The organism is Streptomyces sp. TG1A-8 (genome assembly GCF_030499535.1).
In the GTDB taxonomy this organism is placed as follows: domain Bacteria; phylum Actinomycetota; class Actinomycetes; order Streptomycetales; family Streptomycetaceae; genus Streptomyces.
Window position 1 is genome coordinate 5685773 of the sequence record NZ_JASTLB010000001.1, and the last position, 22351, is coordinate 5708123.

Here is a 22351-nt window from a genome sequence, read left to right on the forward strand (position 1 = left end):
CCCGTCGTGGGCGGTCCCTCCGCAAGGTCCCGCCGGTCGCCCTTGCCGGAACATTCCGGTCGCCGGGTCGCGCTCACGCCCCCAGCGTGGTCAGCAGCCGCTGCAGGGAGCCGCCCAGGCCCCAGCGGGCCGCCAGCGCCTCCAGCCCCTCCGGATCGCGCGGGAAGCGCGGAAGCGCGGTGTCGACGTCCGGCAGCGGCACGTCGTCCGCCACCCGCACCACCTTCGGCGCCACCGCGAGGTACGGCCGCGCCTCGGTCAGCCGCTTGCGCTGCGACGGCGTGAGCGCGGCCCGCGGGTCCTCGACCGCGGCCATGATCCCGGCCAGGTCGCCGAACCCGGCGAGCAGCTTGGCGGCCGTCTTCTCGCCGATCCCGGCCACCCCCGGCAGGCCGTCGCTCGGATCGCCGCGCAGCAGCGCCAGGTCCGCGTACCCCCGCCCGTCCACCCCATACCTCTCGCGCAGCAGCGCCTCGTCGGTCAACTGCAGCGTGCCGACGCCCTTCAGCGGATACAGCACCCGCACGCCGCGCCCGTCGTCGACGAGCTGGTACAGGTCGCGGTCGCCGGTGACGATGTCCACCGGGCCCTTCGCGCGCGCGGCGAACGTGCCGATCACGTCGTCGGCCTCGTACCCCGCGACCCCGACCCGGGCGATGCCGACCGCGTCGAGCACGGCCTCGATGACCGGCACCTGCGGGGCCAGCGTGTCCGGCACCTGCTCCTCGTCCGGGCCCGTCCCGCGTTCCCCGGCCACCCGGTGCGCCTTGTAGCCCGGGATCAGGTCCACCCGCCACCGCGGCCGCCAGTCGGCGTCCATGCAGGCCACGAGCCGGTCCGGCCGGTGGTCCCTGACCAGCCGGTCGATGAAGTCCAGCAGCCCCCGCACCGCGTTCACCGGGGTGCCGTCCGGCGCCCTCACGGATTCGGGCACACCGAAGTGGGCGCGGAAGTACAGCGAGGCGGTGTCGAGGAGCATGAGTCGTCCGGTCACGCCCGCATCATGCCGCACGGCACTGACGCCCATCCGTCACCGCGGCCGCACCCGGGGCCCGGGCCGCTTCCGCGGCGGCGCCCCCTCCCCGGCCGGATCACCCGCACCTCCCGGGCCCCGGACCCGGCCGCCCACGGCAAGGATCCGGCCAACCCCGCGCGGCCGCCGTCCGCCGCCCGGCGGGAACACGCAGGGCCGTGCGCGCCTTGAAACGGGGGAGACCCGCCCCGCACGGCGAGCGCGCGCCGGCGTGAACCGTGGAGGTGCGGGTCCCGGGCGCGACGGGGATGCGACAGGGGCGTGAAACGGTTTGCCGAACGTGCGTAGGGTGCAGACAAGTCATCGGAGGTGTGCCCGGTGGGCACCCGGTCGGCGGCACGACGAGTGAAGGAGGGAGCCGGAGCGATGGGCGACCACAAAGAACAGCAGCCCGTGCGGGTGGGCGCGGCCGTCCGGCGGCGCCGGCGCGCCCTGGAGCTCACCCTCGCCGTCGTGGCCGCGCGCAGCGGGCTGTCGGTGCCCTTCCTCAGCCAGGTGGAGAACGACCGCGCCCGCCCCAGCCGCACCTCCCTGGAGAAGCTGGCCGACGCCCTGCGCACCACGGCCGTGGAGCTCCTCGCCGCCGCCGACCCGGCGTGCAGCGTGGGCGTCGTGCGCGCCGAGCCCCTCACCGGGGACGGCCTCGCCCCCCGCATGCGCTCCCTGGTGCGCGGGCACCACCAGTTGCACGCCTCCGAGTTCACCGGCGACCACGACGCAGGCCGCGAGTTCCAGCACCGCAACGACGAGCTGATGTACGTCGCCGACGGCGCCGTGGAGATCGAGGCCGAGGGCCGCGCCTACCGCCTCGGCCGCGGCGACACCCTGTACCTGACCGGCGGCGTCCGGCACCGCTGGCGGGCGACCGTCCCCGACACCCGGGTGATCGTCGTGGCCGTCGCCGAACACATCGAGGCCGTGCAGGACCGGACCCGCTAGACGGCATGACCCGGAGGTGGCCCGTGCGGGTGGTCTCGCTGGTGCCGTCGCTGACGGAGGCGGTGGCCGTGACGCGCCCCGGCGTCCTCGTCGGCGCCACCGACTGGTGCGACCACCCGGCGGGCCTGGCCGTCACCCGCGTCGGCGGGACCAAGAACCCGCGGACCGGACGGATCGCGGCCCTCGCCCCCGACCTGGTGCTCGCCAACGAGGAGGAGAACCGCGCCGCCGACCTGGACGCCCTGCGCGCGGCCGGCCTGGAGGTGCTGGTCACCGAGGTGCGCGGGGTGCCGCAGGCGTTCCGCGAACTGGAGCGGGTGCTGGCCGCCTGCGGCGCGCCACCGCGGCCGCGCTGGCTGGACGAGGCGGAGGCGGCCTGGGCGGCGCCGCCCGGGCCCGCCCTCCGTGTGACGGCGGTCGTACCCGTGTGGCGCCGCCCCTGGACGGTGCTGGGCCGCGACACTTTCGCCGGGGACGTCCTGGCCCGCCTGGGCGTCGACCACCTCCACGCCGGCCACCCCGACCGCTACCCCCGCGTCCCCCTGGACGAGCTGCGGGCGGCGGCCCCGGACCTGGTGGTGCTGCCCGACGAGCCCTACCGCTTCACCGCCGGCGACGGACCCGAGGCCTTCCCCGGGCTGAGCTGCGCGCTCGTCAGCGGGCGGCACCTGACGTGGTACGGCCCGTCGCTGGCCGAGGCGCCGAGGGTGCTGGCCGGGGCGCTGCGAGCAGCGCGCCGCTGACCAGACCGCGTACGGTCCCGGCGGCGGCGGCCGCCAGCCAGGCGGCGACCAGGGCGCCGTACAGGACGGCGCACAGCCCGTCGTACACCGCCGGACCGGTGTGCCGGGCGAGGGCCGCCGCGCCGGTCACGCAGGTGCCCACCGGGAAGGTGAACGCCCACCAGGTCGGCGCGAAACCCCATCCCCCGCCGCGCCCGCACCACGTGCGCGGCGGCCAGCCCCAGCCACAGCAGCGCGAACCCCATCACCGGCACCCCGTACAGCACGGCCAGGACGGCGAGGCCGCGGTCGTACGGCGCCGTCACCACCCCGGGCGCCGTGTCCGCGACCAGGCCGACGGCGGTGGTGGACTGCCCGAGCGGGCCGAGGACCAGGTGACGGACTGGGCCCGGCGGGTGGTCGAGGCGGCGGCGGCCTTCGACGCGGGCGCCCGGGCCCTGCGCGACCGGCGGGACTCCCGGCTGCGGGTCGCCGCCAGCATGACCATCGCCGAGTACCTGCTGCCGGGCTGGCCGCCGGCCCTGCACGCCGAACGGCCCGGCACGGCGGTGTCCCTGCTGGCGGGCAACTCGGCGCGGGTCGCGGAACTGCTGCTGGCCGACGAGGCCGACCCGGGATTGGTGGAGGGGCTGACGGTCCCGGCGGCCCTGGACTCGGCGGTCGTCGGCCACGACCGCCTGATCGTGGTCACCGCCCCCGCCCACCCCTGGGCCCGCCGTCGGCGCCCGGTGACGGCCGGTGAACTGGCGGCCACGCCACTGATCCTGCGTGAGCGGGGCTCCGGCACCCGGCAGGCCCTCGACGCGGCCCTCGGCGGTCCGGCCCGTCCCCTGACGGAGCTGTCCTCGACCACCGGGGTGAAGGCCTCGGCGGTCAGCGGAGCGGGCCCGTCGGTGCTGAGCGAGCTCGCGGTGGGGGAGGAACTGGCGCTGCGGCGCCTGGTGAGCATCCCGGTGGAGGGGGTGTCGCTCCGCCGGTACCTGCGCGCGGTGCGGCCCACGGGGCACCGGCCCGCGGGGCCGGCGCGCGAGCCGCTGTCGCTGACACGGGGGTGAGCGTGCGGCCGCCGCCCGGCGGGCGCGGTCAGGACGCCGCGGTGACCAGCGCCCGCATCACCCGCGGATCCCCGCCCACCTCCGGATGCCACTGCACGCCGAGCACCCAGGTCCCGGCCGCCGACAGCTCGACGGCCTCCACGGTCCCGTCCGCCGCGTGCGCCGAGGGCACCAGCCCCGCCCCGAGCCGCTCCACCGCCTGGTGGTGGTACGTCGGCACCGTCACCTCCTCGGGCACGACCCCGGCGTACAGGGTGCCCGGCACCGGCCGCACCGGGTGCCCGCCGAACGCCCCCACCGCCTCCGCGTGCCCCTCCAGGTGCTGGACCAGCGTGCCCCCGAGCGCCACGTTCAGCAGCTGCATCCCCCGGCAGATGCCCAGCAGCGGCACCCGCGCCGCCAGCGCCGCCCGGATCAGCGCCAGTTCCCACGCGTCCCGCTCCGGCGCGGGCGGCCCCGTGCGGGGGTCGCGCTCGGCGCCGTACCGTGCCGGGTCCACGTCGGGCCCGCCCGCGACGACCAGCCCGTCCAGCCGCGCCACCGTGGCGGCGGCCCGCTCGGGCGCGTCCGGCGGCAGCATGACGGCGAGCCCCCCGGCCCGCTGCACCAGCCGCGGGTACGCGGCGGGCAGCAGCGCCGCCTCCAGCTCCCACACGCCCCAGCGCGCACCCCTCTCCAGGTAGGTGCTGACACCGATCAGCGGTCGTACGGTCACACTGCCCTCCCGGTGCTCCGCTCGCCCTTCCAAAGGTGCACGCGCACACCTTTGCAGACCCGGCTCACGCCAGGAACCCCCGCAGCAGCGCCGCCGTGCCCGCGCAGTGCTCCCGCATGATCTCCCGGGCCCCGTCCGCGTCGCCGTCCAGCACCGCCTCCACCAGCGCGGTGTGCTGCCGCTGCGAGTGCTCCAGGTTGCGCACCAGCAGCGGGATGCAGTCGAGCAGGCCGTTGACCGTGGCCCGCACCGCCGCGTACTGCGCGGCCAGCGACGGCGAGCCGCTCAGCTCGGCCAGCGTCAGGTGCAGCAGCGTGTCCAGGCGCCGGTACTGCGCGAGCGGCGCCTCCCGGGTGCGCTCCAGCGCCTCCCGCAGCCGCCCGGCCCGCTCCGCGTCCGGCCCGTGCCCCGCGCACAGCCCGGCCGCCCCCACCTCCAGCACCTCCCGGAAGCGCAGCACGTCCTCGATGTCGGTCCCGGCGACCCGCCGCCGCAGCTCCTCCCCGCCGCCCGCGTCCGTGCGCGGCAGCACGAACGTTCCGCCGTACCGCCCGCGCCGCGGCTCCACCAGGCCCTGCTCCTTCAGCACCTTCAGCACCTCGCGCAGCGTCACCCGGCTGATCCCGAGCCGCTCCGCCAGCTCCCGCTCGGCGGGCAGCCGCTCGCCGCCGGGCACCAGGCCGAGCCGTACGACCTGCAGGACCTGCTCCAGCGCCTCCTCGAAGCCGTTGCCCGCCCGTACCGGCCGCAGCACCGCGGCCAGCCGGTCGCCCGCCCGCCGCGCCTCCGTCTCCCGCGACATCCGGCCGTGCCCCCTTCCCAGGCAATGGTTCCCGGCAATACCTTATGGCTCCCGGCCCGGCCGAAACAGCGCGCAGAAGCCCAAGGAGTCCGCCCGTGGCAGACCGCACACCCCCGTTGAGCGTCGAGGAACTGCACGCCCTCGTCGCCGGCGGTGAGATCGACACTGTCGTCCTGGCCTTCCCCGACATGCAAGGGCGGCTCCAGGGAAAGCGGTTCGCCGCCCGCTTCTTCCTCGACGAGGTCCTGCAGCACGGCAGCGAGGGCTGCAACTACCTGCTCGCCGTCGACACCGAGATGAACACCGTCGACGGCTACGCGATGTCCTCCTGGGACCGCGGCTACGGCGACTTCGCCATGCGCCCCGACCCGTCCACCCTGCGCCGCGTCCCCTGGCACCCGGGCACCGCCCTGCTCCTCGCCGACCTCGCCTGGAGCGACGGTTCCCCGGTCGCCGCCGCGCCCCGCCAGATCCTGCGCCGCCAGCTCGACCGGCTCGCCGCCCTCGGCCACACCGCCCAGGTGGGCACCGAGCTGGAGTTCATCGTCTTCAAGGACACCTACGAGCAGGCCTGGAACACCGGTTACCGCGGGCTGACCCCGGCCAACCAGTACAACGTCGACTACTCCATCCTCGGCACCGGCCGCATCGAGCCCCTGCTGCGCCGCCTGCGCAACGACATGGCCGGCGCCGGCCTGACCGTCGAGTCCGCCAAGGGCGAGTGCAACCCCGGCCAGCACGAGATCGCCTTCCGCTACGACGAGGCCCTGCGCACCTGCGACCAGCACGCCCTGTACAAGACCGGTGCCAAGGAGATCGCCGCCCAGGAGGGCGTGTCGATCACCTTCATGGCCAAGTACAACGAGCGCGAGGGCAACTCCTGCCACATCCACCTCTCGCTCACCGACGCCGACGGCGCCAACGCCATGGCCGGACCCGAGGGCATGTCGCAGGTCATGCGGCACTTCCTCGCCGGGCAGCTCGCCGCCCTGCGCGACTTCTCCCTGCTCTACGCCCCCAACATCAACTCCTACAAGCGCTTCCAGCCCGGCTCCTTCGCCCCCACCGCCGTCGCCTGGGGGCACGACAACCGCACCTGCGCCCTGCGCGTGGTCGGCCACGGCCGCTCCCTGCGCTTCGAGAACCGCCTCCCCGGCGGCGACGTCAACCCGTACCTGGCCGTCGCCGGACTCGTCGCGGCAGGCCTGCACGGCATCGAGCACCGGCTCGACCTGCCCGAGCCCTGCGCCGGCAACGCCTACGCCGCCGACTACGCGCACGTCCCCACCACCCTGCGCGAGGCCGCCGGCCTCTGGGAGGACAGCGTCATCGCCCGGGCCGCCTTCGGCGACGAGGTCGTGGCCCACTACCGCAACATGGCCCGCGTCGAACTGGAGGCCTTCGACGCCGCGGTCACCGACTGGGAGCTGCGCCGCTCCTTCGAACGCCTGTGAAAGGTCACCCCGTGTCCGACCCGCACGAGCTGAAGGTCCTCAACCCCGCCACCGAGGAGGTCGTCGCCACCGTTCCGGCCGCCGGCGCGGCCGAGGTGGACGCCGCCGTCGTACGGGCCGCCCGCGCCCAGGCCGGATGGGCCGCCCTCGCGCCCGCCGACCGGGCCCGGCTGCTGCGCCGCTTCGCCGACACCGTCGACTCCCACGTCGAGGAACTGGCCCGGCTGGAGGTCCGCGAGGCCGGCCACACCATCGGCAACGCGCGCTGGGAGGCCGGCAACGCCCGCGACCTGCTGCTGTACGCGGCCGGCGGCGCCGAACGCGTCCTCGGCCGGCAGATCCCGGTCCCCGGCGGCTGGAACGTCACCTTCCAGGAACCCCTCGGGGTCGTCGGCGTCATCGCCCCCTGGAACTTCCCCATGCCCATCGCCGCCTGGGGCTCCTTCCCGGCGCTCGCCGCCGGCAACGCCGTCGTCCTCAAACCCGCCGAGGCCACTCCGCTCACCGCACTGCGCCTGGCCGAACTCGCCCTGGAGGCCGGCCTGCCCGACCACCTCCTCCAGGTGCTCCCCGGCCACGGCGCCGTCGCGGGCCGCGCCCTGGTCGACCACCCCGGCGTCGCCAAGATCGTGTTCACCGGCTCCACCCGCACCGGCCGCGAGGTCATGGAGCGCTGCGCCCGCCTCGTCAAACCGGTCACCCTCGAACTCGGCGGCAAGAGCCCCAACATCGTCTTCGCCGACGCCGACCTCACCGCCGCCCTCGACCCCTTCTCCTTCCTGGACAACTCCGGCCAGGACTGCTGCGCCCGCACCCGCATCCTCGTCCACGCCCCGGTGTACGACGAGGCCCGCGCCCTCCTCGCCGACGCGCTGGCCGCCGTCGTGGTGGGCGACCCCGCCGACGAGAAGACGCGGATGGGCCCGTTGATCTCCCACGGGCAACTGGACCGGGTGCGGTCCTTCGTCCCCGAGGACGCCCCCGCCCTGCGCGGCAGCGCCCCCGACGGCCCCGGCTTCTGGTTCCCGCCGACCGTCCTCACGGGGGAGCGGCACGACAGCCGGGCGGCCCGCGAGGAGATCTTCGGCCCGGTCGCCGTCCTGCTGCCCTTCGCGGACGAGGAGGACGCCGTCCGCCTCGCCAACGACACCCCCTACGGGCTCTCCGGCTCCCTGTGGACCCGCGACCTCGGCCGCGCCCTGCGCGTCTCCCAGGCCGTCCGCGCGGGCAACCTGTCCGTCAACTCCCACTCCAGCGTCCGCTACTGGACCCCGTTCGGCGGCTTCAAGCAGTCCGGCCTCGGCCGGGAACTGGGCCCCGACGCCCTGACCGCCTTCACCGAGACCAAGAACGTCTTCATCAGCACGGAGGGCCCCGTACAGTGACCCCGCAGACCCCGCAGACCCCGCAGACCCCGCAGACCCCGCAGACCCCGCAGACCCCGCAGACCCCCGACGCCGTCTGCCGCCGCCTGACCGGCCGCACCGCCGTCGTCACCGGAGCCGGCAGCGGCATCGGCCTCGCCAGCGCCCGCCGCCTCGCCGCCGAGGGCGCCCACGTCGTCTGCGGCGACGTGGACGAGGCCCGCGGCAGGGCCGCCGCCGAGGAGACCGGCGGGCTCTTCGTCCGGGTCGACGTCACCGACCCCGAACAGGTCGAGGCGCTGTTCGAGGCGGCCCACGACACCTACGGCAGCGTCGACGTCGCCTTCAACAACGCCGGCATCTCCCCGCCCGACGACGACTCCATCCTGGAGACCGGCCTGGAGGCCTGGAAGCGGGTCCAGGAGGTCAACCTCACCTCCGTCTACCTGTGCTGCAAGGCCGCCATCCCCTACATGCGCCGGCAGGGCAGGGGCTCCATCATCAACACCGCCTCCTTCGTGGCCCGCATGGGCGCGGCCACCTCCCAGATCTCGTACACGGCCTCCAAGGGCGGCGTCCTCGCCATGTCCCGCGAGCTGGGCGTGCAGTTCGCCCGCGAGGGCATCCGGGTGAACGCCCTGTGCCCCGGCCCGGTCAACACCCCGCTGCTGCGGGAACTGTTCGCCAAGGACCCCGAGCGGGCCGCCCGCCGCCTGGTCCACATCCCGCTCGGCCGGTTCGCCGAGGCCGAGGAGATCGCCGCCGCCGTCGCCTTCCTGGCCAGCGACGACTCCTCCTTCGTCAACGCCACCGACTTCCTGGTGGACGGAGGGATCTCGGGCGCGTACGTCACGCCCCTGTAGGGACCGGGGTGTACGGTCCCCGGAGCGTGCGACCCCCGCTGTCGCGCAGGACGGCGCCGTACCCGTGCGCGAGCACGGCCCGCACCGCGCCCGACGGCACGCGGGGACCGCCCGGGCGCGCCGACGGCTCGGTGGTGCCGGACCGGGCGGACACGGTCCACTGAGCCCTCCCGGGGACGCCCGGGGCTCAGAGGAAGGTGCGCCCCTCGCCCCGGTAGGTGGGCACGGCCGCCGTCACGGCGTCCCCCTCCACGAGGTGCAGGGTGTCGAAACGCTCGCACAGCTCGCCCGCCTTGGCGTGCCGGAACCACACCCTGTCGCCGATCAGCAGGTCGTCGGCGACCGCGCCGAGCAGCGGGGTCTGCACCTCGCCCGGCCCCTCCCGGGGGTCGTACGCCAGTCCCTCCGGCAGGTACGGCACCGGCAGCCGGTCCGGGCCGGCCGCGCCCGAGGCCGGATAGCCGCCGCCGAGCACGGTGACCACGCCCACCCCGGGGCGCCGGACGACGGGCTGGGCGAACAGGGCGGCCGGACGGCCGCTGAAGGACGTGTAGTTGTCGAAGAGCCGGGGGACGTAGAGGCCGGAACCGGCCGCGATCTCCGTGACGGCGTCCTCGGCGGCCGTGTGCTGCACGCTGCCCGTCCCGCCGCCGTTGACGAACTCCAGGTCCGGCACCACGGCCCGGACGGCCCGCACCGCCGCGCCGCGCCGCTCGGCGAGTTCGCGCCGGGCGGCGGCCTGCATCAGCCGGACGGCCCGCGACCGCAGCGGCCGGCCGGCCACGGCGTCCCCGACCCCGGCGACGTGCCCCTCGTACGCCATGACGCCCACCAGCCGGAAACCCGGCCGCCGGGCCACGGCCCGGGCCAGGTCGGCGAGTTGGCCGGGGGAGTGCAGCGGCGAGCGGCGCGCCCCCACCCGGACCCGACCGCCCAGCAGCCGCAGCGAGGTGTCCAACTCCAGGCAGACCCGCACCACCTCGCGTCCGCCGGCCCGGCAGGCGTCGATCAGGCCGAGCTGCGCGACGTCGTCGACCATCACGGTCACGGCACCGGCGAGCTTCGGATCGGCGGTCAGTTCGGCGTAACCGGACCGGTCGGCGGAGGGGTACGCCAGCAGGATGTCGCCGAACCCGGATCGCGCGAGCCACAGCGACTCGGCGAGCGTGAACGACATCACGCCCCGGAAGCCGTCCCCGGCCAGCACGCGCTCCAGCAGGGCCCGGCAGCGCACGGACTTGCTGGCCACGCGCACCGGCTTGCCGGCGGCCCGGCGCACGAGGTCGGCCGCGTTGGCGTCGAAGGCCTCCAGGTCCACGATCGCGACCGGGGCGTCGAGATGGGCGGTGGCCCGGTCGTAACGGGCCCGGTCGGCGGCGCGCGCAGTCATGGCGGAAGCCTGCCAGACCGGATTACCGCAGGGTAGGGGGACGTTCCGGGCAGATGCCCCGGGCGCGCGGACTGGTTCTCCCTCCACCCCGGACAACCCGTAGAGTGACGCGCACGTACGGCGGAACGCGCCCGGCCGCACCACCTGAACCGGCAGGCCGGTCCAGCCGTACGGGTATGCGTGCCCGGACGGAGTTCGGTACCGGGCGCGGCGGCCGACGAGCGCGCCGGCCCGCGTACGAGGAAACGGCCCGGGCTCCAGGAAACGGGGGGTGCATGAGCACGGAAGCGCGCCGCGCCCCGACCCCTCCGGCGGACCGCACCGGCGGCGTCCGCGGTCCGGGACGCACCGCGCCCGCGCGCGGCGACGGCGACCTCGACGACGAACCCTCGGTGTTCGCACCCCGCACCCCGGCCGGGGACCGCCCCCGCCCTCCCGCGTTCCGCCCCGCCACCACCGCCCCCACCACCGCTCCCGCCCCCGGAACCCTGCCCCCGCCCGCCGCCTCGGCCCGCTTCCCGGACGGTCCGCCGACCGCGGGCCGGGGCGCCGCCGAAGGGGGTGGCCGTCCCGCCGCGCCCCCGCGACCGCCCCACGGCCCCGGCGCGCAGGGGGACGGCCCCGGCGGACCCCTGCCGGCGCGCCCTGCCGACGGCCCCGGCGCACGGCCCCCGGGCCCCGGCGCACGGCCCCCGGGTCCCGGTGCGCCGACGGGGGCGCCGTCCCGGACCACGGCACGGTTCCGCCCGGTGCCCCCGGCACCCGAGCCGGGCCCGTCCCCCGTCCCGGACCCGACGCTCCCCTGGGGCGCCGCCGCGGCGGGGCGTCCCGTCGTGACGTTCGGGGAGCCCGAGGGGTACGACGAGCGGCTGCGGGCCCGGCCGCTCGCGCGCGGCGCGCGGCTGCACCCCCGTGCCGCCGCTGCCGCGGCCTGCCTGGTGCTCGGCCTCGGCCTCATCGGCGGCGCCGCGACCGGCAGCTGGCTCACCGGGGACGGCGGCGGCACCGCCCGGACGGGTTTCGGCGCGGCGCGTACCCTGTGGCACAGCGTGCCCGTCGACCAGTTGTTCCCGCCCACCGTCCGGGGCACCGGCGCCGGTCCGGGGGGCGCCGACCGCACCTGGACCAGGATCGCCGTGGCTCCCGACAGCGGCTGCGCCGGCGCCTTCGACCCGCCGCTGCGCAAGGCCCTCGCCCCCGTCGGCTGCCGCCGGCTGCTGCGCGCCACCTACACCGACGCCACCCAGAGCTACGTCACCACCGTCGGCCTGCTGTTCACCGGGGCCGACCCCGCCGCGATGTCCGCGCTCGCCGCCCGCTTCCGCGACGAGCACCTGGACCGCCGCACCGACCTCCTGCCCCGGCCGTACGCCGCGGCCGGCACCGCCGCCGCCCGCTTCGGCGACCGGCAGCGCGCCACCTGGACGCTCTCCGTCCTCCCCGACGCCCCCGTCGTCGCCTACACCGTCTCCGGCTGGGCCGACGGCCGCACCGTCGACGCGCCGCTGCCCGCCGCCGACGCCACCCGGTCCGGCGCCACCTCGGCACCCGCCCAGGCCGGACTCGGCAACGAGGCCCAGGGCCTGGCCGACCGCGTCGAACGGCGGCTGCGCCAGACCGTCGACCCGGCCACGGAGACCCCCTCGTGAGGCGGCCGGCGCGCGGCCACCGCCGCAGGGCCGCGGCCGGGACCGCGACGGGCCTCCTCCTCGCCGGCTCCCTCGCCCTGCTCCCGTCCGCCCCCGCGTACGCCGACGGCATCCGCGCCCAGCAGTGGGGCCTGTCCGCCCTCCACCTCAGCGAGGCCTGGCGCACCACCAGGGGCCGGGGCGTCACCGTCGCCGTCCTGGACACCGGGGTCGAGGCCGGCCACCCGGACCTGACCGGCAACGTCCTGCCCGCCAAGGACATGATCGGCTTCGGCGCCCGCCCGGGACAGCGCGCCTGGGCCCGCCACGGCACCGCCATGGCCGGCATCATCGCCGGGCACGGCCACGGCCCCGGCGGCGCCGACGGCGTCATGGGCGTCGCGCCCGAGGCGCGGGTCCTGCCCGTCCGGGTCATCCTGGAGGACGGCGACCCCGCCCGCGCCAGGGCCCGCACCACCCGCGGCAACGCCCTCGCCGACGGCATCCGCTGGGCCGCCGACCACGGCGCCGACGTCATCAACCTCTCCCTCGGCGACGACTCCGACTCCGCACACCCCGAGCCGAGCGAGGACGAGGCCGTGCAGTACGCCCTGAGGAAGGGCGTGGTCGTCGTGGCCTCCGCGGGCAACGGCGGCGACAAGGGCGACCACGTCTCCTACCCGGCCGCCTACCCGGGCGTCATCGCCGCCACCGCCGTGGACCGCTACGGCACCCGCGCCTCCTTCTCCACCCGCCGCTGGTACGCCGCCGTGAGCGCGCCCGGCGTGGACGTCGTCATCGCCGACCCCGACCACAAGTACTACGAGGGCTGGGGCACCTCTGCCGCCTCCGCCTTCGTCTCCGGCGCGGTGGCGCTGGTCAGGGCGGCCCACCCCGCCCTGACCCCGGCCCAGGTCAAGGACCTGCTGGAGGACACGGCCCGCGACGCCCCGGTGGGCGGCCGCGACGACTCCCGCGGCTTCGGCACGATCGATCCGGCGGCGGCCCTGGCGGCGGCCGGCCGGGTCGGACCGGAGAAGCTGCGCGTGGCACCGTACGGACGGAAGTACTTCGGAGCGGGCCCGGACGCCGCACGGCCCGCCGGCCCGGCCTCGGACTGGGCGGGCCCCCTGGCGGGCGGCGTGGGGGCGGCCCTGCTGGTGGTGGCGGCGGCCCTGTGGAGGGGTCGCAGGAGGGGAACCCCCTAGCGGACGCCCCCGCCGGGGGCACCGGAGCCGGCCGCGGCGGGCGGCCCCGCCACCGCGGTCCCGTACGGGCCCGGCGGCCTTCCCCCGATAGGGTCGGTGACCGTGGCGAACAAGAACATCCCCGACCCCGGCTTCCGCGACGACGACGGCTCCGCCGACCCCCGGCTCGGCGCCGCCCTCGCCGCCTGGGCCGAGGACCGCAGCGCCCTGGAGCCGGTGCTGGAGGCGCTGAAGGGCGCCCGCCTGCTCGTCCCCGTCGTCGCCGTGCTCGGCGAGGCCGAGGAGGACGGGAACGGGCTGCGCCGGGAGAAGACCAGCGACATGGCCGTGCCCACCCTGAAGGCCGGCTCGCGCACCGCGCTGCCCGCCTTCACCTCCACCGACTCCCTCGCCCGCTGGGACCCGGCGGCCCGCCCCGTCGCCGTGCCCCTGCACCAGGCGCTGCGGGCCGCCGCGCACGAGAAGGCGGACACCATCATCCTGGACCTGGCCGGACCGGTGCCGTTCGAACTGTCCGGCCCCGCCCTGCTCGCCCTCGCCGAGGGCCGTACCAGCACCGACCCGCTCGCCGACCCGGCCGTCCTGGCCGCCGTCCGCACCGCCGTGGCCGCCGAGCCCGCCGTGCTGCGCGCCCACCTCGGACCCGGCCGGGCCGACGGCGTCCTCGCCCTCGTCCTGGACCCGGCCGCCGCGCCCGCCGAGGCCGCCCGCGCCGTCGCCGGGCGCCTGGCCGCCGACGAGACACTGAGGGCCCGCCTGGTGCGGGGCCTCGACCTGGCGCTGCTGCCGGCCGGGACCACCCCCGCGGGCGAGCCCCTGTACGTACGCGGGTGAGCCGGCCGGCTAGCCGTAGACCGGGCCGGTGTACTTCTCGCCCGGTCCCTGGCCCGGCTCGTCCGGCACGATCGACGCCTCGCGGAACGCCAGCTGCAGCGACTTCAGGCCGTCGCGCAGCGGCGCGGCGTGGAAGGAGCTGATCTCCGTCGCACCCGCGTCCAGCAGGCCGGCGAGCGCGGTGATCAGCTTGCGGGCCTCGTCCAGGTCCTTGTACTTCTCGCCCTCCTCGGTCAGCCCGAGCTTCACGGCGGCGGCGCTCATCAGGTTGACGGCGACCGTCACGATCACCTCGACGGCGGGGACCTCGGCGATGTCCCGGGTCATCGCGTCGAAGTCGGGGGTCTCAGGAGGGGTCTCACTCATGCCCACACGATAGGCGGTCCGCGCGGCCCCACCTCCCGTTAGCCCTTGTCAAGCGATCCTGATAGTCTGGAGTACGACCGGCCGGGCACGACTGTGCACGGCCCACAAGTGGAGGCTCCGATCTCCCACCCGACCGCCCTCCGGGACGGCGGGTCATCCGGTCAGGTGGCCGCCATCGTTCCGTACGGACGATGGAGCCGCCCGAAGCGCGCCCCGCGGCCATCGCGGCGGTGCTCCGGTTGCCATGGAGCCCCGCCTGTGATCGTCCGGGGCATTTTTCGTGCTTCGGCGCGGTTAGGTCTATCGAACAGAGACGTTACGCGGCTGTCCGCCAGACCGCCGTGTGGTGCTACCGAGGAGGATCCATCAGCGCCGAGCCCCGCATCAACGACCGGATTCGCGTTCCCGAGGTGCGACTTGTCGGTCCCAGTGGCGAGCAGGTCGGCATCGTGCCGCTCGCGAAGGCACTGGAGCTTGCGCAGGAGTACGACCTCGACCTGGTCGAGGTCGCGGCGAACGCCCGTCCGCCCGTGTGCAAGCTCATGGACTACGGGAAGTTCAAGTACGAGTCGGCCATGAAGGCCCGTGAGGCGCGCAAGAACCAGGCGCACACGGTCATCAAGGAGATGAAACTCCGGCCGAAGATCGACCCGCACGACTATGACACCAAGAAGGGTCACGTCGTCCGGTTCCTCAAGCAGGGCGACAAGGTCAAGATCACGATCATGTTCCGTGGTCGCGAGCAGTCCCGGCCCGAGCTGGGCTACCGGCTGCTGCAGCGGCTCGCGGAGGACGTCCAGGACCTCGGTTTCGTGGAGTCGAACCCGAAGCAGGACGGCCGGAACATGATCATGGTCCTCGGTCCGCACAAGAAGAAGACCGAGGCGATGGCCGAGGCGCGCCAGGCGCAGGAAGCCCGCAAGGCCGATGCGAAGGCCAACCCCGGCCGGTCGCAGAACCCCGCCGAGGCGGAGGCCGGGACCGAGGCCGAGGCGCCGTCCGAGGAACCCGCCGAGGCGTGATCCCGGGGGACGCCAGTCCCCAGGACGTAACCGAAACAAGACGACGCTCCACCGTGCCCGGTTTCCGTGACCGGGCACCGGAGCGCCACCGACGAGGAGATAACGGCGCCATGCCGAAGAACAAGTCGCACAGCGGTGCCAGCAAGCGCTTCAAGGTCACCGGCTCCGGCAAGGTGCTCCGCGAGCGCGCCGGCAAGCGCCACCTGCTCGAGCACAAGTCGTCCCGCGTGACGCGTCGCCTCACCGGCAACGCCGAGATGGCCCCGGGCGACGCCGCGAAGATCAAGAAGCTTCTCGGCAAGTGACGCGGCGGCGCCGCCTGAGCGCCGTCCGTCCGGACCGGGACCCCATCGTTTCCGGGCCGTGTGAGCACCCCCCACGGCCCCGCTACAAGGAGTTAACAAGTGGCACGCGTCAAGCGGGCAGTCAACGCCCACAAGAAGCGCCGGGCGATCCTCGAGCAGGCCTCCGGCTACCGCGGTCAGCGTTCGCGCCTGTACCGCAAGGCCAAGGAGCAGGTCACCCACTCGCTGGTCTACAACTACAACGACCGCAAGAAGCGCAAGGGCGACTTCCGTCAGCTGTGGATCCAGCGCATCAACGCCGCTGCCCGCGCCAACGGCATGACCTACAACCGCTTCATCCAGGGTCTGAAGGCCGCGAACGTCGAGGTCGACCGCAAGATCCTGGCCGAGCTGGCCGTCAACGACGCGAGCGCCTTCGCGGCGCTGGTCGAGGTCGCGCAGAAGGCGCTGCCGAGCGACGTCAACGCCCCCAAGGCTGCGTGACGCCGCGCTGGCCCCAGGCCGACGTGACTGTACGGACCCGCGGGCACTGGCCTGCGGGTCCGCCGCTTTGTACGCGGAACGCGAACTGCTGAAGGTGAAGAGGATGCCCCCTGCCGGCCCCGAGCCGATCTCCCCCCGCTCCGCCCGGGTGAGCGCCGCCCGGCGGCTCGCCAGGCGGAACTTCCGGGGCAAGGACCGGCTCTTCCTCGCGGAGGGACCGCAGGCCGTGCGGGAGGCCGCCGGGCACCGGGCGGCCGACGGCACGGCCACGCTGGTGGAGCTGTTCGCCACCGCGGAGGCCGCCGAGCGCCACGCCGGCATCGTCGGGGCGGCCCGCGGCGCCGGCGCCCGCGTGCACCTCGCCCCCGAAGAGGTCGTCGCCGACATCTCCACCACCGTCACGCCGCAGGGGCTCGTCGGCGTCTGCCGGTTCCTGGACACCCCCTTCGAGGACGTCCTGGCCGCCCGCCCGCGGCTCGTCGCCGTCCTCGCCCACGTGCGCGACCCCGGCAACGCCGGCACCGTGCTGCGCTGCGCCGACGCGGCCGGCGCCGAGGCCGTCGTCCTCACCGACGCCTCCGTCGACCTGTACAACCCCAAGGCCGTCCGCGCCTCCGTCGGCTCCCTGTTCCACCTCCCGGTCGCCGTCGGCGTGCCGGTCGAGCAGGCCGTGCGGGGGCTGAGGGGTGCCGGTGTGCGCGTCCTGGCCGCCGACGGCGCGGGCGACCGCGACCTCGACGAGGAACTGGACAAGGGCGCCATGGGCGGGCCGACCGCCTGGGTGTTCGGCAACGAGGCCTGGGGGCTCCCCGGGGAGACCCGCGCGCTCGCCGACGCCGTCGTCCGCGTCCCCCTCCACGGAAGGGCCGAGAGCCTGAACCTCGCCACGGCCGCGGCCGTGTGCCTGTACGCGTCGGCCCGTGCACAGCGCGCCCCCACGGGGTGCCGCTCCGTCACCGTGAGCTAGTAGGGTGGCCGGCTCGGGACCCTGCGCCGGCTGAGAGGTGGGGTACAGGGATGAGTGTGGTCGACGCGAGCACCGCGCCGGACGGGCGGGACGGGCGGGACGGGCGCCGCCCGCCCGCGCCCCGGCACGGCGGCCGTGCCGGGGCGCGCCCCTGCGTCGACCCGGACCAGCTGCCCGACGGCCTCGTCGTCGCCGACGAGCACGGCCGCGTCGTCTGCTTCAACGCCGCCGCCCAACGCATCACCGCCGTCCGCGCCGCCGACGCCCTCGGCGCACCCCTGGAGAAGGCGCTGCCGCTGGAGGACCTGGAGGGCCGCCGCTGGTGGCAGCTCACCGACCCCTACGGCGGCCTGGCCATCCGGGTGCGGCAGCCCGAACGCAACCTGCTGCTGCCGGGCGTGCGCGAGGTGCTCGTCTCCGCCCGGTACGTGCGCGACTTACCCCTCGGGCCCGTCCGGCGCGTCGTCGTCACGCTGCGGGACACCGAGGCCCGCCGCCGCACCGAGCGCAGCCACGCCGAGCTGATCGCCACCGTCGCCCACGAGCTGCGCTCCCCGCTCACGTCCGTGAAGGGCTTCACCGCCACGCTCCTCGCCAAGTGGGAACGCTTCACCGACGACCAGAAACGGCTGATGCTGGAGACCGTCGACGCCGACGCTGACCGGGTCACCCGGCTCATCGCCGAACTGCTCGACATCTCGCGGATCGACTCCGGGCGGCTGGAGGTGCGCCGGCAGCCCGTCGACATCGGGGCCGCCGTCTCCCGGCACATCCAGGCCTACGTCGCCGCGGGCCAGCGCGCCGACCGCTTCCTGCTGCGCATCGAACAGCCGCTGCCCGCCCTGTGGGCCGACCCCGACAAGATCGACCAGGTGCTGAGCAACCTGCTGGAAAACGCCGTGCGGCACGGCGAGGGAACCGTCACCATTGACGTCACGCCCTCGGCGTCCCCCCGCGAGGGCGAGGAGACCGGCACGTCGGTCACGGTGAGCGACGAGGGGCCCGGCATCCCGGAGGAGTCCATGAACCGCGTCTTCACCCGCTTCTGGCGGGGCAGCAAGCGTGGCGGCACCGGCCTCGGGCTCTACATCGTCAAGGGCATCGTCGAGGCCCACGGCGGCACCATCACGGTCGGCCGCGCCTCCGGCGGCGGCGCCGAGTTCCGATTCACGCTGCCCGTGAGCATCCCCGCGTACCTCGCGTAGCGGCCCACGGGCGCATTCGTCCGCCTCCACCCCGTTAGACTCGGCCCCTGGCACCCTTGTGTCCCACGGCGCTCCGCGAGTCGATGACGGGGACCTCCAGCCAGCCAACCGGAAGCACGGGAAGAGATGTCGGCACCGAATAAGTCGTACGACCCTGTAGAGGTCGAGACGTTGAAACCGGAAGAGATCGAGCGCATGCGGGACGAGGCGCTCGCCGCCTTCGCCGCCGCGGACTCCCTCGACGCGCTCCACGAGGCCAAGGTCGCCCACACCGGCCCCACCTCCCCGCTGGCCCTCGCCAACCGCGAGATCGGCGCCCTGCCCCCGCACGCCAAGGCCGAGGCCGGCAAGCGCGTCGGCACGGCCCGCGGTGCCGTGAACAAGGCCCTCGCCGCCCGCCAGGGCGAGCTGGAGGCCGAGCGCGACGCCCGGGTGCTGGTCGAGGAGGCGGTGGACGTCACCCTGCCGTACGACCGCGTCCCGGCCGGCGCCCGGCACCCGCTGACCACCATGATGGAGCGCGTCGCGGACGTCTTCGTGTCCATGGGGTACGAGATCGCCGAGGGTCCCGAGGCCGAGGCGGAGTGGTTCAACTTCGACGCCCTGAACTTCACCCCGGACCACCCGGCCCGGCAGATGCAGGACACCTTCTTCGTCGACGGCCCCCGGGGCGAGGACGGCGACTGCGGCGTCGTCCTGCGCACCCACACCTCGCCCGTGCAGGCCCGCGCCCTGCTCTCGCGCGAGCTGCCGGTGTACATCGTCTGCCCCGGCCGCGTGTACCGCACGGACGAGCTGGACGCGACCCACACCCCGGTCTTCCACCAGATCGAGCTGCTGGCCATCGACGAGGGCCTGACCATGGCCGATCTCAGGGGCACCCTGGACCACATGGTCCAGTCGCTCTTCGGCCCGGGGATGAAGACCCGGCTGCGCCCCCACTACTTCCCCTTCACCGAGCCGAGCGCCGAGATGGACATGCTCTGCTACGTGTGCAGGGGCGAGTCCGTCGGCGACCCCGACCGGCCCTGCCGCACCTGCTCCAGCGAGGGCTGGATCGAGCTGGGCGGCTGCGGCATGGTCAACCCGCGGGTGCTCACCGCCTGCGGCGTCGACCCCGAGAAGTACAGCGGCTTCGCCTTCGGGTTCGGCATCGAGCGGATGCTGATGTTCCGCCACAACGTCGAAGACATGCGAGACATGGTCGAGGGTGACGTCCGGTTCACCCGGCCGTTCGGGATGGAGATCTGATGCGGGTCCCGCTTTCTTGGCTGCGGGAGTACGTCGACCTGCCGGCGACGGAGACCGGGCGCGACGTCCAGGAGAAGCTGATCTCGGTCGGCCTCGAGGTCGAGACCGTCGAGCAGCTCGGCGCCGACCTCAAGGGCCCGCTCGTCGTCGGCCAGGTGCTCACCATCGAGGAGCTGGAGGGCTTCAAGAAGCCGATCCGCTTCTGCACCGTCGACGTCGGCCGGGCCAACGGCACCGGTGAGCCCCAGGAGATCGTCTGCGGCGCCCGCAACTTCTCCGTCGGCGACAAGGTCGTCGTGGTCCTCCCCGGCGCCGTCCTGCCCGGCGGCTTCGCGATCTCCGCGCGCAAGACGTACGGCAGGACCTCCCACGGCATGATCTGCTCCAGCGACGAGCTGGGCATGGGCGACGACGGCAGCAAGGGCATCATCGTCCTGCCGCCGGAGCACGAGGTCGGCACCGACGCCGTCGAACTGCTCCAGCTGGTCGACGAGGTCCTCGACATCGCCGTCACCCCGGACCGCGGCTACTGCCTGTCGATGCGCGGCGTCGCCCGCGAGACCGCCATCGCCTACGGCCTGCCGCTGCGCGACCCGGCCCTGCTCGACGTGCCGGCGCCCAACGCCTACGGCTACCCGGTGCAGGTCGCCGACCCGTTCGGCTGCGACCGCTTCACCGCCCGCACCGTCTCCGGGCTCGACCCGGAGGCGCACTCCCCGATCTGGCTGCGGCGGCGCCTGCAGAAGGCCGGCATGCGCCCGATCTCCCTCGCGGTGGACGTCACCAACTACGTGATGCTGGAGCTGGGCCAGCCCCTGCACGCCTACGACCGCGCCCGCGTCCGGGGCGCCATCGGGGTGCGCCGTGCCGAACAGGGCGAACAGCTCACCACCCTCGACGGCGTCAGCCGCACCCTGGACGCCGGCGACCTCGTCATCACCGACGACGGCGGCCCCATCGGCCTGGCCGGCGTCATGGGCGGCGCGCACACCGAGATCGACGACACCGAGGGCACCACCACCGACGTCGTCATCGAGGCCGCCCACTTCGACGCGATCTCCGTCGCGCGCACCGCCCGCCGCCACAAGCTGTCCTCCGAGGCCTCCCGCCGCTTCGAGCGCGGCGTCGACCCGCAGGCCGCCTCCGCCGCGGCCCAGCGCACCGTCGACCTGCTCGTGCTCCTCGCGGGCGGCACCGCGGACGCCGGCGTCACCGAGGTGATCGCGCCCTCGGCGCCGCGCACCATCGCCGTCCCGGCCGACCACCCGGACAGGGTCGCGGGCGTCGCGTACGGCCGCGGGACCGTCGTCCGCCGCCTGCAGGAGATCGGCTGCGACGTCTACGGGCAGGACGAGCTGATCGTCACCGTCCCGTCCTGGCGTCCCGACCTGACGGACCCGAACGACCTGGCCGAAGAGGTCATCCGCCTGGAGGGCTACGAGAACCTGCCCTCCACGCTGCCCAAGCCCCCCGCGGGCCGCGGCCTGACCGGCCGGCAGCGCCTGCACCGCCGCATCGGCCGCGCGCTGGCCGGCGCCGGGTACGTCGAGGCGCTGAGCTACCCGTTCCTCGGCGAGCAGGTCTTCGACCGGCTGGGCCTCGCGGCCGACGACCCGGTGCGCCGCGTCGTCAAGCTGGTCAACCCGCTCTCCGACGAGGAGCCGGCGCTCCGCACGACGCTGCTGCCGGGCCTCCTCGGCGCACTGCGCCGCAACGACGGCCGCGGCTCCCACGACCTGGCGCTCTTCGAGACGGGGCTGGTCTTCCACCCCCGCGAGGAGCCGAGGGCCGCCGTCCGGCTGCCGGTCGACCGGCGCCCGACGGACGAGGAGATCGCCTCCCTCACCGAGGCGCTGCCCGTCCAGCCCCGGCACGCCGCCGTCGTCCTCGCGGGCGCCCGCGAGCAGGCCGGCTGGTGGGGCGGGGGCCGCCCGGCCGACTGGGCCGACGCCGTCGAGGCCGCGCGGACCGTCGCCCGCGAGGCCGGCACCGACCTGATCGTCCGCAAGGGCCAGTACGGGCCGTGGCACCCCGGCCGCTGCGCCGAGCTGGCGGTCGTCGCGGCCGGCGCCGAGCGGGTCGTCGGGTACGCCGGTGAGCTGCACCCCGGGGTCCTCAAGACCTTCGGCCTGCCCGCGCGCACCTGTGCGATGGAGCTGGACCTGGACGCGCTGGAGGAGGCGAGCGCCGGACTCGTGAAGAGCCCGCGCATCTCGTCCTTCCCGGTCGCCACGCAGGACGTCGCCCTGGTCGTGGACCGGTCCGTGCCGCACGCCGACGTCGAGGCGGCGCTGCGCGAGGGGGCGGGCGAGCTGCTGGAGTCGATCCGCCTGTTCGACGTGTACGAGAGCGCCGCCCAGCTCGGCGAGGGGCGGAAGTCGCTCGCGTACGCGCTGCGCTTCCGCGCGCCGGACCGGACGCTGACCGTGGACGAGGCCTCGGCCGCCCGGGACGCAGCGGTCGCGCTGGCCGGTGAGCGGACGGGGGCCGCACTGCGGGCCTAGGACCTCTGGCTCGGCTCGGGCCGGACCCCGCGGGGTCCGGCCCGAGCCGGGCGGAGGGCCCCGGGGGCCGACGGGGCGGGCGCCGACCACGGCCGCCCGCCCCCGCAGTGCGCCGATCCCCGCCGTGAGCTGCATAAATGCGGCTCCATTAAGGGCTGCCTCACTCATTCGGGTGGCAAGTGGTGGTGATCCGGTCCCTCCGGGGCACCCCGCCGACAGA

General features: G+C 75.3%; 21 protein-coding genes and 2 pseudogenes. 16 read left to right on the forward strand and 7 right to left on the reverse strand.

Going from position 1 to position 22351, the window contains the following annotated elements; all coding sequences use genetic code 11:
- Window positions 1-73 precede the first annotated feature (73 nt).
- A complete protein-coding gene (locus QQY24_RS25030; RefSeq protein ID WP_301974974.1) occupies window positions 74-994 on the reverse strand; it encodes a 5'-3' exonuclease in 921 nt (306 codons plus the stop codon).
- Window positions 995-1399: 405 nt separating this feature from the next.
- On the opposite strand from QQY24_RS25030, the gene QQY24_RS25035 reads away from it, so the two are divergent.
- Together QQY24_RS25035 and QQY24_RS25040 are read left to right on the forward strand one after the other, a co-directional pair.
- Window positions 1400-1972, forward strand: coding sequence for a helix-turn-helix domain-containing protein (locus QQY24_RS25035; protein ID WP_301974975.1), 573 nt, complete (start codon window positions 1400-1402; stop codon window positions 1970-1972).
- A gap of 23 nt (window positions 1973-1995) precedes the next feature.
- Window positions 1996-2715: a helical backbone metal receptor gene (locus QQY24_RS25040; protein WP_301976352.1), complete on the forward strand. Its 720-nt coding sequence runs from the start codon at window positions 1996-1998 to the stop codon at window positions 2713-2715.
- On the opposite strand, the gene QQY24_RS25045 is transcribed toward QQY24_RS25040, so the two are convergent.
- A complete protein-coding gene (locus tag QQY24_RS25045) occupies window positions 2627-2857 on the reverse strand; it encodes a hypothetical protein (protein ID WP_367658017.1) in 231 nt (76 codons plus the stop codon). The genes QQY24_RS25040 and QQY24_RS25045 overlap by 89 nt on opposite strands.
- Before the next feature lie 91 nt (window positions 2858-2948).
- Window positions 2949-3089, reverse strand: a pseudogene (locus tag QQY24_RS34825) (C4-dicarboxylate ABC transporter); the annotation flags it as partial.
- Between QQY24_RS34825 and QQY24_RS25050 the strand changes: the two are divergent.
- A pseudogene (locus QQY24_RS25050) lies at window positions 3090-3770 on the forward strand (LysR substrate-binding domain-containing protein); the annotation flags it as partial.
- 28 nt (window positions 3771-3798) lie between these two features.
- Here QQY24_RS25050 and QQY24_RS25055 read toward each other — a convergent pair.
- On the reverse strand, window positions 3799-4485 hold the full coding sequence (locus tag QQY24_RS25055) for a gamma-glutamyl-gamma-aminobutyrate hydrolase family protein (RefSeq protein WP_301974977.1): 687 nt from the start codon (window positions 4483-4485) through the stop codon (window positions 3799-3801).
- 64 nt (window positions 4486-4549) lie between these two features.
- The gene (locus QQY24_RS25060; protein WP_301974978.1) at window positions 4550-5287 is read right to left on the reverse strand and encodes a FadR/GntR family transcriptional regulator; all 738 of its coding nucleotides are present in this window, start codon (window positions 5285-5287) and stop codon (window positions 4550-4552) included.
- A 95-nt stretch (window positions 5288-5382) separates the two neighbouring features.
- On the opposite strand from QQY24_RS25060, the gene QQY24_RS25065 reads away from it, so the two are divergent.
- The 3 genes from QQY24_RS25065 (at window position 5383) to QQY24_RS25075 (ending at window position 8968) form a co-directional block, all read left to right on the forward strand.
- Complete coding sequence (locus QQY24_RS25065) at window positions 5383-6741, forward strand: glutamine synthetase family protein (protein WP_301974979.1); 1359 nt, start codon at window positions 5383-5385, stop codon at window positions 6739-6741.
- Window positions 6742-6752: 11 nt separating this feature from the next.
- Entirely contained in the window at window positions 6753-8126 is a 1374-nt protein-coding gene (locus tag QQY24_RS25070; protein WP_301974980.1) for an aldehyde dehydrogenase, read from the forward strand.
- Between the two features lie 86 nt (window positions 8127-8212).
- On the forward strand, window positions 8213-8968 hold the full coding sequence (locus QQY24_RS25075) for a 3-oxoacyl-ACP reductase (RefSeq protein ID WP_301976354.1): 756 nt from the start codon (window positions 8213-8215) through the stop codon (window positions 8966-8968).
- A 187-nt stretch (window positions 8969-9155) separates the two neighbouring features.
- Here the strand turns inward: QQY24_RS25075 and QQY24_RS25080 are convergent, their stop codons facing one another.
- Window positions 9156-10358, reverse strand: coding sequence for an amino acid deaminase/aldolase (locus QQY24_RS25080; RefSeq protein WP_301974981.1), 1203 nt, complete (start codon window positions 10356-10358; stop codon window positions 9156-9158).
- Between the two features lie 833 nt (window positions 10359-11191).
- On the opposite strand from QQY24_RS25080, the gene QQY24_RS25085 reads away from it, so the two are divergent.
- The 3 genes from QQY24_RS25085 (at window position 11192) to QQY24_RS25095 (ending at window position 14028) form a co-directional block, all read left to right on the forward strand.
- The gene (locus QQY24_RS25085; protein WP_367658018.1) at window positions 11192-12007 is read left to right on the forward strand and encodes a hypothetical protein; all 816 of its coding nucleotides are present in this window, start codon (window positions 11192-11194) and stop codon (window positions 12005-12007) included.
- The gene (gene mycP, locus QQY24_RS25090) at window positions 12004-13194 is read left to right on the forward strand and encodes a type VII secretion-associated serine protease mycosin (RefSeq protein ID WP_301974982.1); all 1191 of its coding nucleotides are present in this window, start codon (window positions 12004-12006) and stop codon (window positions 13192-13194) included. Before QQY24_RS25085 ends, mycP begins: the two co-directional genes overlap by 4 nt.
- Window positions 13195-13296: 102 nt before the next feature.
- A complete protein-coding gene (locus QQY24_RS25095) occupies window positions 13297-14028 on the forward strand; it encodes an SseB family protein (RefSeq protein ID WP_301974983.1) in 732 nt (243 codons plus the stop codon).
- A 9-nt stretch (window positions 14029-14037) separates the two neighbouring features.
- Here the strand turns inward: QQY24_RS25095 and QQY24_RS25100 are convergent, their stop codons facing one another.
- Window positions 14038-14394 carry a DUF1844 domain-containing protein gene (locus tag QQY24_RS25100; RefSeq protein ID WP_301974984.1) on the reverse strand — a complete coding sequence of 119 codons (357 nt, stop codon included), beginning with the start codon at window positions 14392-14394 and terminating at the stop codon, window positions 14038-14040.
- A gap of 341 nt (window positions 14395-14735) precedes the next feature.
- Here QQY24_RS25100 and infC point away from each other — a divergent pair, with 341 nt between their 5' ends.
- The 7 genes from infC to pheT all read left to right on the forward strand — a co-directional run bounded on the left by infC (window position 14736) and on the right by pheT (window position 22131).
- Window positions 14736-15416: a translation initiation factor IF-3 gene (infC, locus tag QQY24_RS25105; RefSeq protein ID WP_301974985.1), complete on the forward strand. Its 681-nt coding sequence runs from the start codon at window positions 14736-14738 to the stop codon at window positions 15414-15416.
- A gap of 110 nt (window positions 15417-15526) precedes the next feature.
- The gene (gene rpmI / locus QQY24_RS25110) at window positions 15527-15721 is read left to right on the forward strand and encodes a 50S ribosomal protein L35 (protein ID WP_004933563.1); all 195 of its coding nucleotides are present in this window, start codon (window positions 15527-15529) and stop codon (window positions 15719-15721) included.
- A 99-nt stretch (window positions 15722-15820) separates the two neighbouring features.
- Entirely contained in the window at window positions 15821-16204 is a 384-nt protein-coding gene (rplT, locus tag QQY24_RS25115; RefSeq protein WP_301974986.1) for a 50S ribosomal protein L20, read from the forward strand.
- A gap of 103 nt (window positions 16205-16307) precedes the next feature.
- The gene (locus tag QQY24_RS25120; protein ID WP_301974987.1) at window positions 16308-17171 is read left to right on the forward strand and encodes an RNA methyltransferase; all 864 of its coding nucleotides are present in this window, start codon (window positions 16308-16310) and stop codon (window positions 17169-17171) included.
- Window positions 17172-17221: 50 nt separating this feature from the next.
- On the forward strand, window positions 17222-18376 hold the full coding sequence (locus QQY24_RS25125; RefSeq protein ID WP_301974988.1) for an ATP-binding protein: 1155 nt from the start codon (window positions 17222-17224) through the stop codon (window positions 18374-18376).
- A gap of 126 nt (window positions 18377-18502) precedes the next feature.
- Window positions 18503-19627, forward strand: coding sequence for a phenylalanine--tRNA ligase subunit alpha (gene pheS / locus QQY24_RS25130; protein ID WP_301974989.1), 1125 nt, complete (start codon window positions 18503-18505; stop codon window positions 19625-19627).
- Complete coding sequence (gene pheT, locus QQY24_RS25135) at window positions 19627-22131, forward strand: phenylalanine--tRNA ligase subunit beta (RefSeq protein WP_301974990.1); 2505 nt, start codon at window positions 19627-19629, stop codon at window positions 22129-22131. Before pheS ends, pheT begins: the two co-directional genes overlap by 1 nt.
- Window positions 22132-22351: the final 220 nt, after the last annotated feature.